Raw genomic sequence first — 14,764 nt, 5'->3', positions numbered from 1 at the left:
GCCGACGCCCGCAGGACGCGATTGGAACCCATCCGGGGCTGGGCGAGAGGCCCGCCCCCATCTCAGAGAGGAATACCACCATGGATATGGCTGAACTCGGCCGCGCACTCGACAACGTCCGCGCCACCGTGCCGCTCGTGCACTGCATCACCAACTACGTGACGGTCAACGACTGCGCCAACGCGCTGCTCGCGTGCGGCGGCTCCCCCATCATGAGCGACGAGCCCGACGACGTGGAGGACATCACCTCGATCTGCGGCGGCCTCGTGCTGAACATCGGCACGCTCAACCGGCGCAGCATCGAGGGCATGCGCGTGGCCGGCAGGCGCGCGGGCGAGCTGGGCCACGCGATCGTGCTCGACCCCGTGGGCGCCGGCGCATCCAAGCTGCGCACCGACACGGCGGCGGAGCTCATCGACACGCTGCCCGTCACGGTCGTGCGCGGCAACATGAGCGAGGTCAAGACCATCGCCGGCTCCGCCGCGGCGACCCGCGGCGTCGACGTCAACCCCGATGACGCCGTGACCGAGGACAACCTCGCCGCGAGCGCCGAGTTCGCCCGCAGCCTCGCCGCCAAGCTCGGCGCCGTCGTGGCCATCACAGGCGCCATCGATATCGTCGCCTCCGCGGACCGCGCGGTCGCCATCCGCAACGGCGTGGCGACCATGGGCAAGATCACCGGCACCGGCTGCATGCTCACCTGCGTCGCCGCCGCGTATGCCGTCGCCAACCCCGACGACGTCTTCGGCGCGACCGTCGCCGCCGTCGCGGGCCACGGTCTTGCCGGCGAGGTCGCCGCGGCGCGCATGACGCCCGCCGACGGCAACGGCAGCTTCCGCACCTACCTGCTCGACGCCATCTGCAACATGTCCGCCGACCGGCTCATGGCCGGCGCCAAGATCGAGGAGCTGTGATGCCGGCCGCCCAGCGCGGCCCCTGGACGCCGGCGGATATCCGTCGCGGCATGCTGCTGTATGCCGTGACGGACTCCGCCTGGCTGCACGGCCGCACGCTCGCCTCGTGCGTGCGCGAGGCGCTCGCGGGAGGCGCGACCTTCGTCCAGCTGCGCGAGAAGCATATGACGACCGATGAGCTCGTGGAGGAGGCGGGGACGATCCTCCCCATCTGCCGCGAGGCGCGCGTCCCGTTCCTAATCGACGACGACGTCGAGGCGGCGCGGCTCGTCGGCGCCGACGGCGTGCATGTCGGCCAATCCGACACGGCCTGCGCCGAGGCGCGCCGCATCCTCGGCCCCGACGCCATCGTCGGCGTCTCCGCGCAGACCGTGGAACAGGCGGTCGCCGCCGAGCGAGCGGGCGCCGACTACCTCGGTGTGGGCGCGCTCATCCCCACGCCCACCAAGCCCGACGCCGCCGACGTCACGCCCGAGGAGCTCGCACGCATCTGCCGCGCCGTCGGGATTCCCGTCGTCGGCATCGGCGGCCTGCACCTGAGCACGGTCGACATCCTCGACGGGACCGGTGCCGCCGGCGCAGCCGTGGTTTCCGCGATCTTCGCCGCCGAGGACATCGAGAGGGACACGCGCGAGCTGGCCGGCAAGCTCTCCCTCATGGCCCTCGCGCGCTGACGGCGGCGGATGCCGTCCGCACCCATCCCACATGACGCAACGAGAAGGAGGTTGACGATGGACACGTTCAGCGTTCCCGCCGTGCTGTCTATCGCCGGTTCGGATTCGAGCGGCGGCGCCGGCATCCAGGCGGACATCAAGACGATCGCCGCCCACGGGCTGTTCGCCGAGACCGCTATCACGGCGCTCACCGCGCAGAACACCACGGGCGTCCGCGACGTGCTCGAGGCGACGCCCGAGTTCGTCGGCGAGCAGATCGACGCGGTGTTCGAGGACATCCCGCCCGCGGCGGTCAAGATCGGCATGGTGTCGTCGGCCGGCATCATCGAGACGATCGCGCAGCGTCTCGAGCGCTGGCACGCCGTCGACATCGTGGTCGACCCCGTCATGGTCGCCACATCGGGGGCCCGCCTCATCAACGGGGACGCCACGGCGGCGCTCACGCGCGACCTGCTGCCGCTCGCCCGCGTGATCACGCCCAACATCCCGGAGGCGACCGCCCTCACCGGCAGGGCGATCTCCGATGCCGCCGGGCAGGAGGCCGCGGCGCGCGAGCTCTCCTCCCGCTTCGGCTGCGCCGTGCTCGTCAAGGGCGGCCACGGCGTCGCCGACGCCAACGACGTGCTCGCCGAGCCCGCGGGCACAGCAGGGCCGCGCATCACCTGGTTCCGACACGAGCGCATCGGGACCGGGAACACGCATGGCACCGGATGCACGCTCTCGTCCGCCATCGCCTGCGGGCTGGCGCAGGGCCTCGAGCTCGCCGCCGCCGTCGAGCAGGCCAAGGCCTACCTCACGGGAGCGCTCGCCGCGGGTCTCGACCTGGGCCGCGGCTCGGGTCCCGTCGACCACATGTGGCGCCACCGCGGTTGACGTCCGGTGTCCTCATCGATGCGCCGGCGCGGCTACAAGGCCCCTACCACACCAGGGAGAGCGCCGTGCACACGCCGGGCACGGTCACCAGCGAGAGCAGCGTGGAGCTGAGCACCAGCTCGGAGGCGAAGGGGGCGTCGCCGCGGTACTTGGCCGCCAGCATGGCGGTGGTGCTCGCCGCGGGCATGGCCGTCAGGAGGATGGACACCTGCGCGGTGAGCGGGTCCACCGGCAGCACGAGCAGCAGCCCCGCCACGCACAGCGGGATCAGAACGAGCCGGTACAGGCTGTAGGTGAGCACCTCGCGGTTCACCACGTCGCGCAGGCGGCAGTCCGACAGGATGCCCCCGACCGCCACCATGCCCAGCGCCGTCGAGCAGTCGGAGAGCGCCGACACCGTCGCCGTCACGGGGGCGGGCAGCTGGATGCCGGCGGTGTAGAGCCCCATCACCCCGATGCCGATGGCGATCGAGACGATGCAGGGATGCGTGGCGAGCTTGCGCAGCACGTCGCGCCCGCTCGAGTCGGTGAACATGCTCAGGCCGTAGGACCACATGAACACGCGCTGCGGGATGAGGAAGATGGAGGCCAGAAGCAGGCCGCGCGACCCGAAGTACGCCGCGGCGATGGGCATGCCGATGAGCCCCGCGTTGGAGACCATGGTGGCGTAGCGCAGGCACACGCGGTGGTCCGGGGACGTCCCGCGGTAGAAGACGTGGTTCCACAGCCAGTAGAACACCTGGATGCCGCAGGACACCAGGAACGCGCCGAGGGTCTGCTCGAACACCGTGGGCGTGAGCTCGACCTGGAACGAGTCCAGGATGGAGGCGGGGAGGATGACTGCGAACAGCAGGTCGATGAGCTGCTCGCGCGTCTTCGGGCTGAGCATGCCCTTGCGCCCGCAGAGAAACCCGATCCCCGTCAGCAGGAAGATCTCGATCTGGATGCTCGCCGTCTCCACGCGTCTCCCCCGTCCCCTCGGCCGCCGTGCGGCCCGTCGCCTACATCCGCGCAGCAGTATCGCGCGGGGAGCCGGGGGCATAAAGCGGATTCTCCTCCGCTTTAATATCGTCATCTCCGATATTATGGGGGCGATGGAACCGATCGGGAAGACGGCGCCGCCGATCGCGAAACGAAGCCGGTCGGAAGGACGACGGAACCGGTCGGAGGGTCGGAACCGGTCGGGAGGACGACGGAACCGGCCCGCGCGACCGCGAAGGGAGACCCGCCATGCCCATGCGCCAAGAGGACCTCGAGACCTTCGTCGCCGTCGCCGAGTCCGGCACCATCGCCGCCGCGGCCGAGCACCTCTTCATCACCCAGAGCACGGCCAGCGAGCGCATCCGGTCGCTGGAGGCCGACATCGGCCACAAGCTCGTCGAGCGCCGCCGCGGCGTGCGCAAGGTGGCGCTCACGCCCGCCGGCGAGCGGCTCGTCCCCATCGCGAGCGCCATCCTGTCGCTCTACGACGAGGCGGCCCGCGTGGATATGCGCCCGCGGCGGCAGCGGCTCATCGTGGCGGCGGCGGACTCCCTGAACGGGCACCTGCTGATCCCCTTCTACCGGGCCTTCATAGCCGACCACCCCGACATCCTCCTGGAGCTGCGCACGAGCATGTCGCCGGTCATCAACCGCGAGGTGGAGGAGCGCGTCGCCGACGTCGGCCTCGCCTTCTCGCTGGAGCGCTACCCCGACCTCGCGGCGCGCGAGCTGTTCCGGGACCGGTGGGTCATCCTCTGCCACCGCGACAGCGCGTTCGCCCGCAGCGGACGGGCCGCCGACCTCGCCGGGGAGCACGAGATCAACACCCATTACTCCCCCGACTACCAGACCTGGCACCGCCATTACTTCGCCCGCTTCGCGCACCCCAAGATCACCGTCGGCACCGCATCGCAGCTGGGCGCCTTCATGGATGCGCCCGAGAGCTGGTGCATAGCGCCCCAGTCCATCGCGCGCCCGCTCACCGAGCGCCATCCGGAGCTGGTGATGCGCCACCCCACCGAGGAGCCCCCCGCGCGCGTCGCGCGCATCCTGGTGCACACGTCCCTGGGCGACGACAAGGGCCGCCTGGTCTCCATGTTCGAGTCCGAGCTGCGTGCCTACATCGCGACGCTGGACCTCTGAGCGCGGGATGGCACGAGGCGCCGCGGTCGCGGGGACGCATCGGGCCGCGGCAACGGCACGGGTTCGGAACGGCACCAGGGGGAGAGGGGAACGCCCGGAGAACGTATCCTCTGCTAGGTTGACCGGAAGTTTCGTTCGACCCAGCGCGAACCGCGCTCCGGAGAAATCGGGGTACCCATGAGACGCAGACCGATCCCCATCCTTCTCGCCCTGGCGCTCGCCGTGGGCCTCGCGCCCGCGGCGGCCCAGGCGCTGCCTGAGTCGGCCGTGGTGCACGAGGCCGCCACGGAAGACGAGCTCGTCGCCGCCACCGCGGCCGTGAACGCGGACGACACGGGCGCCCCGCAGGCCATCCGCCTCACCGGCGACATCGCCTTCGACGGCTCCTCGAACAATGAGCTCGTCTTCACGCGCGACGTCACCCTGCTGGGCGGCGGGCACAGCATCGACCTCGGGTCGTGGGGCCTGGTCGCCCAGGACGGCGCGACGCTCGCCTTGGGCGAATCGGACGGCTCCGACGCGCTCGTCATCAAGCGCACGGGCTCCGAGCCGCGCATCCGCCCCCTGATCCGCCTCGGCTCGTGGTCGGGCGCCGGCACGCTCGACATGTACGACGGCGTGGAGCTCACCGGCTCCATCGTGAACGGCGCGCAGATGGGCGCCGCGGTGGGCATCGACCACGGCACGTTCAACATGCACGGCGGCAGCATCCACGGGAACGAGAACCGCTCCAGCGCCGGCATGGGCGGAGCCGTCGCCGGGCGCTCCGACAGCGCCGCGCCGGTCGTCGTGAACATCTCCGGCGGCTCGATCACCGAGAACGTCTCGAGCAACAGCGGCTACTCGTACAACTCCCCCGCCGTCCTCGTCATCGGCGGGACCTTCACCATGTCGGGCGGCGAGATCGCGCGCAACAGCGCCGTGCACGGGGAGACGACGGCCGACGGCAAGTCGCTCGTGGCCTACGGCGGCGGCGTGGGGCTCCTGCGGTCGACCGGGACCATCACCGGCGGCAGCATCGAGGACAACACCGGCAGCTCGCAGGGCGGCGGCATCTACGCTCAGAACTCGCCCCTCCGGATCTCGGGCTGCACGATCGACGGCAACGCCGCCTCGGGCTTCGGCGGCGGGATCTTCCTCAGCAGCACCCCGCTCACCGTGCGGGACACCGATATCGCCGGCAACCGGACCGACAGGTACGGCGGAGCCCTCTACGCCTACGGCGCGTCCGAGGTCTCCCTCGGCTCCGGCACCCGGATCGAGGGCAACTCCGCCGGATACGGCGGGGGCCTGGCCAACTCCAGCACCGGCACCGTGACCGTGGATGCGGACGCCCTGCTCGCGGGCAACCTGGCGACCGAGGGCGCGGGCAACGACATCGCCCACTACGGCAAGGGGGCGCTCGCCCTGCCGTCGCACCCCGTGCCCGAGGCCCGGCGGCCCTATTCCGTGACCGGCCTCGACCCCGTGCGCTCGCTGCGCGAGGTGGACGGCTGGTACGCCGACGAGCCCGACAACGGCTGGACCCCGCTCGGCGCGACGATGCTCGACGCCGCGCAGCCCATCACCGGGCGCACCTTCATCATCGCCGCCTTCCACGTCTATCAGGCGAGCTACCGCTTCGAGAGCGCCACCGAGGGCAGGCAGCTCCCGGACGAGGTCGCGGCCCTGCTGCCGACCGACGACGCGGTCTACGGCGAGGGGGACACCGTGGACGCCGTGGCCCCGGAGCGCGACCGCGTGGAGGCGGACGGCGGCGTGTGGACCTTCGACGGCTACGACGCCGCCTCGGTGAGGGTGGACGGCGCCGCCCCCGCGTTCGTCGGGCGCTGGAGCTGGCACGCCTCCACCCCCTGGACCCCGCTCACGCCCGCGACGCCGACGGACGCCTCCGGAGACGGCGAGGCGAAGGGGCAGGGCGGAAAGAAGACCGCATCGAAGGGGCTTCCGAAGACCGGCGATGCGGCCTGGATCGGGGCCGCCGCGGCCGGCGTCGGCGCGGTGACCGTCCTGGCCGGCGTCTCCGTCCTGCGCCCGAAGCGCTCCCGGTAGCGCTAGCCGCCGCGTCCTCCCCGGCCGGGGAGGACGGCGCGCAGGGCCCGGGCCGCGCGCGAAGACGACGTACAAGGGGGAGGCCCGCACGGCATCCGAGCCGTGCGGGCCTCCCCCGTTCATGCCGGCGGCATATATCGGTCGGTGTCTCCCTAGAGCACCAGCAGCGCGCCGGTGGTGATGACCACGCTCGCCACCGCGATCACGAGGATCGGCACGAGCGCCCACTTGAGCCACGTGGGGTACTGCACGCGGGCCAGCAGCAGGCCCGGGAGGAAGACCGCCGTGGGGCTGAAGAGGTTGGCCAGGCCGTTGGCGGCGCAGAAGATCGCGATGATGACCTCGGGCGGGAAGCCCAGGTTCGCGGCCAGCGGCCCGAGGATGGGCATGGAGATGGTCGCGAGCGCCGAGGTGGACGTGATGACGACCGAGAGGCCCAGGTACACGAGGTAGCACAGCGGACCGAAGACGAGCGCGCTCGTGCCGGCGAGGGCGGCCGAGGCGCTGTCGAGGATCACCACGTCCAGGCCGGTCTCGCCCATGAGGATCGAGATGGCGCGGGACAGGCCGACCATGAGCGCGACGCCGATCATGTCGCCGGCGCCGTCGAGGAAGCCGTCGACGATCTCGTTCTCGCGCAGGCCGCCCAGGACGCCGATCACGATCGCCATGATGAAGAACCACACCGAGGCGTCGTTGAAGTACCACTCGCCGATGGGGTTGCCGGTGAGCAGGCCGCTCCAGGGCAGGGTCGTCCAGGTCTCGCTGGCCGCGTCGTACACGCCGCCGACGGTGAAGACGCCCACGCCGAAGTCCTCCCAGGGGATGAACCCGCAGATCATGACCACGAACGAGAGGCCGAACAGCGCCAGCGCCACCTTGCGCTTGGGCGTGAACTCGAGGGTCTCGACCGTCTGGCCGCCGCCCGTGCCGTAGGCCTCCTCGGCCGCGGCCTGCTCCTGCAGCGACAGGATCGTCGAGCCCTTGTCGCGGCGCACGCGGTTGGCGTAGCGCAGGATGAAGAAGAGCGCGATGAGGTAGCTCACCACGGTGAGGATGAGGCCCAGGCCGATCACGATGCCCTGGTTGGCCTCGATGCCGATGCTCGACAGCGAGTCGATGGCCACGCCGACCGCGAAGGGGTTCACCGTGGAGCCCAGGCAGCCGACGCCGGCGCCGAGCAGCACCGTCGCGGAGGCGACCATGGTGTCGAAGCCCGCGGCGAACAGGGTGGCGGACAGCAGGGCGTAGAACGGGATCGTCTCCTCGCAGAAGCCGTAGGTGGAGCCCATGACGGCGAACACCGCCATGATGGCGGCGATGAGCACCGTCTCGTGCCCGTGCAGCGCGCGGACGAGCGCGGCGATGCCCGCGTCGAGGGCGCCCAGGCGGTTCACGATGCCCAGGCAGCCGCCGAGCAGCAGCAGGAACAGGGACACCTCGATGCCGTCGAGGAAGCCCGAGATGGGCGAGGTGAGGATGTCGGACAGCGACGCGGCCGTGACACCGGGCAGCACCTGCGCCAGCGCGATCGTCGCCACGCCCACGAGCAGCGTGATGACGATCAGGATGGTGTACGAGGAGATCATGACCTTCTGCTCGGCCTGCTTCCCCTCGCTCGGCACGGGCGATGTGCCCGCGTCGGGGTTGTTGGATGACATGGAAACCTCCATCCGTAGCTTGTACAGCACGCATAATGGTAGCGCTTATATGCACGGGACGGGGTCTGTTTATACGGTTTTTTCCGACCCGGATGCCGCTACTCTGCTCTTTTCATCGCGCATGATGCATAAGATGCTTTTCTTTACTAAAGCGCGACGTCGCGGTATGCACGGACGGCCAGGCAGGGTGCGGCGCGGTCAGTCGTCCGAGACGCGCACGCCGAGCAGGCCGGCGAGCGCGAGCGCCTGCTCGACGCTGACCGTGGCGCCCCGGAGCTCGTGGAAGTCGGAGGACAGGACGGGCGCTTCGAAGGTGCATCCCGACAGGTCGATGCCGGACAGGGACGTGCGGAAGACGTCGATGCGCGTGAGGTCGCAGGCGTCGAGCACCGTGCGCTTCAGGCGCACGCGCTGCCAGGCCGACTCGCCCAGGCGCGTGCGGCGCGCCTCGAGCCGGTCGATGCTCGAATCGGACAGGTTCGCGTAGCTCAGGTCGCACTCCGTGAAGGAGGCGCCCGCGATGCGCGCCTCCACGAGGCTCAGGCCCGGCGCCGAGCAGCCGACGAGGTCGCAGCGGTTGAGCCACGCGCGGTCCATGGTGCAGCGGATGAAGCGGCACCCCTCGAAGCGGACGTCGCGGAAGGTGCAGCCGCCGAAGTCGACGTACTCGAACAGGCACCCGCAAAACGAGACGCCGTCGAACGTCGCCTCGCCCGCGTCGGCGCCGGACAGCTCGACCCCGCGGACCGAGGCCCCCTCGAGCAGCCCGTCGCCCTCGGCGAACAGGTCGAGCAGGGCGTCCGCGTCGACCCACTCGCCCGCCGCGTGCGGGAGGCGGGCGAAACCCGTGCGCCCGCGCCCCGTCACAGGTACTTCCGCCAGTCGTCCTCCTCCTCTTCCCGCTGCGCCTCGGCGGCGGCGCGCTCGGCCTCCGCGCGGGCGGCGCGGGCAGCCTCGAAGGACTCGCCGTTGGGCTCGGGGAAGGTCGCGAAGGCATGCTCGAAGCGCGCGAAGTGGTCGTCGTAGCGGGTCTCGGGCACCGCGAAGACGACCTCCTCGAGCCCGTGCCCCCCGGAGGCGAGCTCGGCGCGGAACATCTCGGCGACCTCGCTGGCGTCCCAGCCGAAGGCCCCGCAGCCGAAGGCGCCGAGCACGGCCTTCCGGATCCCGCGCTCGTCGATGAGCGACAGGGCGAAGCGGATGCGGTCGCGCATCGCCTCGGCGAGCAGGTCGTCGGCGACGCGGTACTCGGAGCGCGCGCGGCGGGCGTTGGGCGCGGCGACGACGAGCACGTCGGCGTACGCGTGCACCTTGCCGCGGCCGAAGCGCACGGCGGGCACGACGAGGGCGCGGTTGCGGTAGAGCTCGCAGTTGAGGTTGCGCCGGCGGTTCTCGGCGTACCAGTCCCCGAACCCCTCGAGCACGTTGGCGAGGAAGGACTCGCGGCACAGGGACTGCTCCTGGCCGGCGGTCCCGCGCGTGAAGCCGCCCGCCGGGTTCACGAAGGAGGCGAAGTCGAGCACCGCGAGGTCGCAGAAGGCCGCGCGGCCGCGGCCGCGCTCGAGGATGACCGAGACGGCGTCGCGCGCCTCCACGGAGACGGCGGGGACGCGGCCCTCGACCTCGACCGCGGGCGAGCCCTCGACCCGGACCGTCGCGGCCGCGGCCTGCTCGATCTCGCGCCCGTAGCGCGCGGCCATCTGCTCGGTGTGGCGCCGCGCCGCGTCGGCGCGGGCGGTCTTGCGGGGGTTGGTGCTGCGCTCAGCCATAGGTGCTCCTTCTTCCGCCTGCGGCGCGCCGGGTGCGCCCGGCCGCCCTCTCGCGATTCTGCGCACCATGATAGGCCATCGGGCGCGGCGCGCGCCCGACGGCGCGGCAAGCGGCGCTCGCGCGGGGCGCCCGGGAGCGCAGGTGGGAAAAAAGTGCCTGTCCCCATTTTCCCCAAGCGGGAAAAAAGTGCCTGTCCCTATTTTCCCTGTCCCTATTTTCCCGGGCGCGGGGCCCCTATCGTGGTGTCGAGGTGGTGGATGGCGCGGCCCCGGTGCGCTCAAAGCAAAGTTATGTATCATGGGTTGGATTCCGAACACTTACGGCCAGAAGCGGTGGAGCGCGTGAACACGGATCTCATCATCCCATACGTCTGCGTAGCCGCAGCCGCCTTCATCACCACGTTCGCGTGCGTGCCCCTCGCCAAGCGCGTCGCCGTGCGCCTGGACGCCGTCGACTACCCCTCCAAGCGCCGCATCAACAAGACACCCATCCCGCGCATGGGGGGCCTCGCGGTCTTCGCCGGGATCGTCGTGGCCTTCGCGGTCCAGCTGCTCGGCACCTGGTACCTGGGCTGGCCGCCGGTGCTCGTACCGCATCCGAGCCTCGCCGTCGACTACCCGCTCGTCGGCCTGTCCTTCGTGCTCATCTTCCTCACCGGCGCGGTCGACGACGTCATCCAGCTCTCGCCCCGCGCAAAGCTCGCCGGCCAGCTCGCCGCCGCCGTGTGCGCCGTGGCGGGCGGCGTCGCCATCCGCGCGATCGCGGACCCCTTCGACTCGGGCGGCTACATCCAGCTCGGGTGGGCGGCCTACCCCATCACCGTGGTCTACCTCGTCGCCTACACCAACATCATCAACCTCATCGACGGCCTGGACGGCCTGGCGTCGGGCATCTCGGCCATCGCCGCCGTCTCCATGTTCTCCTTCGCCGTGCTCGCCGGGCGCGTCGACGCCGCGGCCCTGTCCATCGCGCTCGCCGGGTCGTGCCTCGCGTTCCTGCGCTACAACTTCCACCCCGCGAGCATCTTCCTGGGGGATTCGGGCGCCCTGCTTTTGGGGTTCGCCCTCGGCGTCATCTCGCTGCTGAACGTGTCGCGCACCGCCGCGCTCACCTCGCTCATCATCCCGCTGATCGTGGCGGGCGTGCCCATCCTCGACACCTTCTCCGCCATCATCCGGCGGCTGCGCGGCCACACCGGCATCGGCCAGGCCGACAAGGGCCACATCCACCACCGCCTCATCGAGGAGGGCTACGACCAGCGCCAGGCCGTGCTGCTGATCTACGCGTGGTGCGTGCTGCTGGCGGTCGGCGCCGCCCTCATCAACCAGGTCCAGGTCGAGCTGCGCATCGTCATCTTCCTCGCGCTGCTCGCCTGCTCCATCGCCTTCGCCATGCGCCTGCACCTGTTCGAGCCGGTGCTGCGCCACCACTACAACCCCAAGACGCACCGCGACGAGCTCGTCACCCCCGACGACCCCTCCTTCGCCGAGGAGCAGGCCGCCCAGGACCGGCGCCGGCGCGAGGCGCGCGAGCAGCGCCGTGAGGAGCTGGGGCGCGTCCTGCATCGCGACCGCCCCGGCGGGCGCCGGCACGGCTGAGCCGTCCGGACCCGGGCCCCTGAGGCCCCGCACCCCTTCGCCGGCGCGCACCCGAGCGCGCCACGACCCCATCCGACCACGGACCACTGAGGAGACACCATGCCCAACGAACGCAGCTACGAGACCGCGCTGGAGCGCAGCGACGCCATCCGCGCCGACCTCGCCGAGCATCCCGGCGCCTACACCATGCTCACCGGCGACCGCCCCACCGGACGGCTGCACCTCGGCCACTACTTCGGCACCCTGAAGGGCCGCGTCGAGCTCCAGGACATGGGCGTCAGGACGAACGTGCTCATCGCCGACTACCAGGTCATCACCGACCGCGACACCACCGAGCACATCCAGGACAACGTCTACAACATGGTCATGGACTACCTCGCCTGCGGCATCGACCCGGACAAGACGATGATCTACGCGCACTCCGCGGTGCCGGCGGCCAACCAGCTCATGCTGCCCTTCCTCTCCCTCGTCTCCGAGGCCGAGCTGCAGCGCAACCCCACGGTGAAGGCCGAGATGGAGGCCTCCGGCCACGAGCTCACCGGCCTTCTGCTCACCTACCCGGTCCACCAGGCCTGCGACATCCTGTTCTGCAAGGGCAACGTGGTGCCCGTCGGCCGCGACCAGCTGCCGCACATCGAGCTCACCCGTCTCATCGCGCGCCGCTTCAACAACCGCTTCGGGCGCGTCTTCCCCGAGGTCGACGCCCTGCTGTCCGACACGCCGCTGCTGCCGGGCCTCGACGGGCGCAAGATGAGCAAGTCCTACGGCAACGCCATCTCCATCTCCATGACCCCCGAGGAGACGGCCAAGCGCATCAAGAAGAGCCAGACCGACTCCGAGCGCATGATCACCTTCGACCCGGAGGGGCGCCCCGGCGTGTCCGGGCTGCTGTCCACCGCCGCCATCTGCACGGGCCGCAGCGAGACCGAGATCGCCGCCGAGATCGGCATGGGCGGCTCCGGCCAGCTCAAGAAGTACGTCACGGAGGCCGTGAACGGGTACTTCGAGCCCATCCGCGAGCGCCGGCACCGCTTCGAGAACGACCTCGACTACGTGAAGGACGTGCTCCACGAAGGCAACCGCCGCGCCAACGAGATCGCCGAGGCGACGCTGGCCGAGGTGCGCGAGGCCATGGGGATGGTCTACTAGCGACCGGCGGCGACGAGGCGAGGTGGCCGCCGGCCCCGACGGCAAGGCGCCGGCGGCAAACCAGCGACGACGAGGTGAGGGAGCGGCCGATGTACCGGCTCATCGCAAGCGACATGGACGAGACGTTCCTGGGCGCCGGCCACGCCGTGCCCGCGGCCAACATCGCCGCCCTCGAGCGTATGCGCGCGCTCGGCATCCTGTTCGTCCCCAGCTCCGGCAGGCCGTACCCCTCCATCATGGGGAGCCTGTCGGGCATCGACCCCGCGCTGCTGCGCGGCAGCTACGTGATCTCGTACAACGGCGGGTTCATCAACCGCTACGGCGACCCCGAGCCGCTGCTGCGCACGACGATGGACCGCGAGACGGTGGCCTGGCTCTACCGGTACGCCGCGCGGCACCGCATCTGCCTGCACCTGTACACGGCGAGCGGGCGCATCCTCGCGCAGTTCCTGAACGACGCCGAGCGCGCTTACGTCTCCGGGCTCCAGGGCGTCGAGCAGCTCCCCGACGACGCTTGCGCCCTCACCGCAGCCGGGGACGAGGAGCTCTGCAAGATCATCTTCATGGACCCCGACTTCGCGGCCGTGAAGCGCCTGGGGGAGTCCCTGCGCGCGCAGCTCGACCCCGCGGCCGCCGACATCACGTACTCGTCCGGGCGCTATGCGGAGTTCGTGCCCCACGGGGTGGACAAGGGGACCGGCCTCGCCCATCTGGCGGGGCTGCTCGGCATCGACATGGCCGACACCGTGGGCGTGGGCGACTCCGCCAACGACCTCGCCATGATCCGCGCCGCCGGGCTCGGCGTGGGCGTCGCGAACGCGTCGCGCGACATCCTCCCCTTCTGCGACCTCGTGCTCGACACCGCCGCCGACGACGGCGCGTTCGGCGAACTGCTGGACCGCATCGCGCCGGAGGGGGCGCGGACGCGCTAGGATGGTCGGTACGGCCGTCCGTCGACGCCGGCGGCCGAACCGATTGGAGGCGCCATGGATGTCCCGTTCTGCACCTGCGACGATCTGACCTGCCCGTACAACCCCGTGAACCACGACCGGGGCTGCGCGCCGTGCATCGCCAAGAACCTGCGCGAGCACGAGATCCCCACCTGCCTGTTCAACGCCGTGTCCCCGGACAAGCTGCCCGAGGACGCCGACGACTGGTCCTGGGAGAGCTTCGCCCGCCACGTGCAGGCGCATCCGCGCGCGTCCGCCCGGTCCTAGGCCCCGCCCGGGAGCCGGGGCGCCCGCGGCCGGCGAGACCCCCGCTCGGGCGATGCGGCCCTCCCCCGCCCCCGGCCGCCCCCGCATCCGCGCAGGCGGCGGGACGGATCGGCGTCCGCGCACATGAAAGCGCCCCGACACCGCTGGGATGCCGGGGCGCTTCCAAACGCTACGTTGATCGCACAGAGGGGAGGGATGCAATCAAACTCGGCGGAGCTGGTATGTTTCATCGCCTGTTCCCTGCTCCGTCGTTGAGTTAACTATAGTAAACTGGACACGCCCCGTCCAGCTCGCCGTTCCCTTCCACAGCCTCTCCACAAGTTAGCTATAGGTAACCAGGGAACGCCCGAGAGACGGAAGGGGCGGTCATACGGAACGGGAGGGCACGCCATGATGAGGCAGAGCGACCGCGAGGGCTTCTTCGAGCGGGTATACGACGCGGTGCGCCAGATCCCCGAGGGGTCCGTGGCCACCTACGGGCAGATCGCCGCGCTCATCGGGGAGCCGCGCCGCGCGCGGTACGTGGGGTTCGCCCTGCACGCCAACCCCTACCCGGGCGAGGTCCCCTGCCATCGGGTGGTCTTCGCCGACGGGCGCATCTGCGAGGGGTTCGCGTTCGGCGGCCCGCAGGCGCAGCGTGCGCTGCTCGAGGACGAGGGCGTGGCGTTCCGCGACGGGACCCACGTGGACCTCGACGCCTGCCGCTGGCCCGCCGGCCTGTAGCCGCGCGCG

At 71.0% G+C, this 14,764-nt stretch carries 14 protein-coding genes; 10 read left to right on the top strand and 4 right to left on the bottom strand.

The window, feature by feature from the left end; all coding sequences use genetic code 11:
* Positions 1 to 80 precede the first annotated feature (80 nt).
* The 3 genes from thiM to thiD are packed head-to-tail and all read left to right on the top strand — an operon-like array spanning position 81 to position 2,461.
* Positions 81 to 914: a hydroxyethylthiazole kinase gene (thiM, locus tag PHA29_RS01660; protein WP_270847707.1), complete on the top strand. Its 834-nt coding sequence runs from the start codon at positions 81 to 83 to the stop codon at positions 912 to 914.
* Positions 914 to 1,588: a thiamine phosphate synthase gene (gene thiE, locus PHA29_RS01655; protein ID WP_270847705.1), complete on the top strand. Its 675-nt coding sequence runs from the start codon at positions 914 to 916 to the stop codon at positions 1,586 to 1,588. The genes thiM and thiE overlap by 1 nt, the downstream gene beginning before the upstream one ends.
* Positions 1,589 to 1,645: 57 nt before the next feature.
* Positions 1,646 to 2,461 carry a bifunctional hydroxymethylpyrimidine kinase/phosphomethylpyrimidine kinase gene (gene thiD, locus PHA29_RS01650; RefSeq protein WP_270847703.1) on the top strand — a complete coding sequence of 272 codons (816 nt, stop codon included), beginning with the start codon at positions 1,646 to 1,648 and terminating at the stop codon, positions 2,459 to 2,461.
* A 43-nt stretch (positions 2,462 to 2,504) separates the two neighbouring features.
* Here the strand turns inward: thiD and PHA29_RS01645 are convergent, their stop codons facing one another.
* Complete coding sequence (locus PHA29_RS01645) at positions 2,505 to 3,422, bottom strand: AEC family transporter (protein ID WP_270847701.1); 918 nt, start codon at positions 3,420 to 3,422, stop codon at positions 2,505 to 2,507.
* 269 nt (positions 3,423 to 3,691) lie between these two features.
* On the opposite strand from PHA29_RS01645, the gene PHA29_RS01640 reads away from it, so the two are divergent.
* Entirely contained in the window at positions 3,692 to 4,585 is an 894-nt protein-coding gene (locus PHA29_RS01640) for a LysR family transcriptional regulator (protein WP_270404076.1), read from the top strand.
* Positions 4,586 to 4,762: 177 nt separating this feature from the next.
* Positions 4,763 to 6,637: an SHIRT domain-containing protein gene (locus PHA29_RS01635; RefSeq protein WP_270847700.1), complete on the top strand. Its 1,875-nt coding sequence runs from the start codon at positions 4,763 to 4,765 to the stop codon at positions 6,635 to 6,637.
* A 152-nt stretch (positions 6,638 to 6,789) separates the two neighbouring features.
* Here PHA29_RS01635 and PHA29_RS01630 read toward each other — a convergent pair whose 3' ends face one another.
* The 3 genes from PHA29_RS01630 to PHA29_RS01620 all read right to left on the bottom strand — a co-directional run bounded on the left by PHA29_RS01630 (position 6,790) and on the right by PHA29_RS01620 (position 10,067).
* Positions 6,790 to 8,298: a YfcC family protein gene (locus PHA29_RS01630; protein WP_270847698.1), complete on the bottom strand. Its 1,509-nt coding sequence runs from the start codon at positions 8,296 to 8,298 to the stop codon at positions 6,790 to 6,792.
* 198 nt (positions 8,299 to 8,496) lie between these two features.
* Positions 8,497 to 9,165 carry a pentapeptide repeat-containing protein gene (locus PHA29_RS01625; protein WP_270404070.1) on the bottom strand — a complete coding sequence of 223 codons (669 nt, stop codon included), beginning with the start codon at positions 9,163 to 9,165 and terminating at the stop codon, positions 8,497 to 8,499.
* The gene (locus PHA29_RS01620; RefSeq protein ID WP_270404068.1) at positions 9,162 to 10,067 is read right to left on the bottom strand and encodes a TIGR02452 family protein; all 906 of its coding nucleotides are present in this window, start codon (positions 10,065 to 10,067) and stop codon (positions 9,162 to 9,164) included. Before PHA29_RS01620 ends, PHA29_RS01625 begins: the two co-directional genes overlap by 4 nt.
* A 342-nt stretch (positions 10,068 to 10,409) precedes the next feature.
* Between PHA29_RS01620 and PHA29_RS01615 the strand changes: the two genes are divergently transcribed.
* From PHA29_RS01615 to PHA29_RS01595, 5 genes are all read left to right on the top strand, one after another.
* A complete protein-coding gene (locus PHA29_RS01615) occupies positions 10,410 to 11,666 on the top strand; it encodes a glycosyltransferase family 4 protein (protein WP_270404067.1) in 1,257 nt (418 codons plus the stop codon).
* Between the two features lie 99 nt (positions 11,667 to 11,765).
* The gene (gene trpS / locus PHA29_RS01610) at positions 11,766 to 12,815 is read left to right on the top strand and encodes a tryptophan--tRNA ligase (protein ID WP_270404065.1); all 1,050 of its coding nucleotides are present in this window, start codon (positions 11,766 to 11,768) and stop codon (positions 12,813 to 12,815) included.
* Between the two features lie 89 nt (positions 12,816 to 12,904).
* Positions 12,905 to 13,747 (top strand): HAD-IIB family hydrolase, encoded by an 843-nt coding sequence (locus tag PHA29_RS01605; protein WP_270404063.1) that lies wholly within the window; start codon positions 12,905 to 12,907, stop codon positions 13,745 to 13,747.
* Between the two features lie 54 nt (positions 13,748 to 13,801).
* Positions 13,802 to 14,032 (top strand): DUF6485 family protein, encoded by a 231-nt coding sequence (locus tag PHA29_RS01600; protein WP_270847697.1) that lies wholly within the window; start codon positions 13,802 to 13,804, stop codon positions 14,030 to 14,032.
* 390 nt (positions 14,033 to 14,422) lie between these two features.
* A complete protein-coding gene (locus PHA29_RS01595; protein WP_408612005.1) occupies positions 14,423 to 14,755 on the top strand; it encodes an MGMT family protein in 333 nt (110 codons plus the stop codon).
* Positions 14,756 to 14,764 lie beyond the last annotated feature (9 nt).

The sequence above is a fragment of the Candidatus Collinsella stercoripullorum genome (assembly GCF_027669965.1).
In the GTDB taxonomy this organism is placed as follows: domain Bacteria; phylum Actinomycetota; class Coriobacteriia; order Coriobacteriales; family Coriobacteriaceae; genus Collinsella; species Collinsella stercoripullorum.
This window is presented reverse-complemented; position numbering and strand designations above follow the sequence as displayed.

Bases quoted from the DNA above. Each gene is read 5' to 3' on its own strand.
- thiE (WP_270847705.1), top strand. From the start codon at position 914: ATGCCGGCCGCCCAGCGCGGCCCCTGGACGCCGGCGGATATCCGTCGC.
- PHA29_RS01620 (WP_270404068.1), bottom strand. From the start codon at position 10,067: ATGGCTGAGCGCAGCACCAACCCCCGCAAGACCGCCCGCGCCGACGCG.
- PHA29_RS01635 (WP_270847700.1), top strand. From the start codon at position 4,763: ATGAGACGCAGACCGATCCCCATCCTTCTCGCCCTGGCGCTCGCCGTG.
- trpS (WP_270404065.1), top strand. From the start codon at position 11,766: ATGCCCAACGAACGCAGCTACGAGACCGCGCTGGAGCGCAGCGACGCC.
- thiM (WP_270847707.1), top strand. From the start codon at position 81: ATGGATATGGCTGAACTCGGCCGCGCACTCGACAACGTCCGCGCCACC.
- PHA29_RS01630 (WP_270847698.1), bottom strand. From the start codon at position 8,298: ATGTCATCCAACAACCCCGACGCGGGCACATCGCCCGTGCCGAGCGAG.
- PHA29_RS01600 (WP_270847697.1), top strand. From the start codon at position 13,802: ATGGATGTCCCGTTCTGCACCTGCGACGATCTGACCTGCCCGTACAAC.
- PHA29_RS01640 (WP_270404076.1), top strand. From the start codon at position 3,692: ATGCCCATGCGCCAAGAGGACCTCGAGACCTTCGTCGCCGTCGCCGAG.
- thiD (WP_270847703.1), top strand. From the start codon at position 1,646: ATGGACACGTTCAGCGTTCCCGCCGTGCTGTCTATCGCCGGTTCGGAT.
- PHA29_RS01605 (WP_270404063.1), top strand. From the start codon at position 12,905: ATGTACCGGCTCATCGCAAGCGACATGGACGAGACGTTCCTGGGCGCC.
- PHA29_RS01595 (WP_408612005.1), top strand. From the start codon at position 14,423: ATGATGAGGCAGAGCGACCGCGAGGGCTTCTTCGAGCGGGTATACGAC.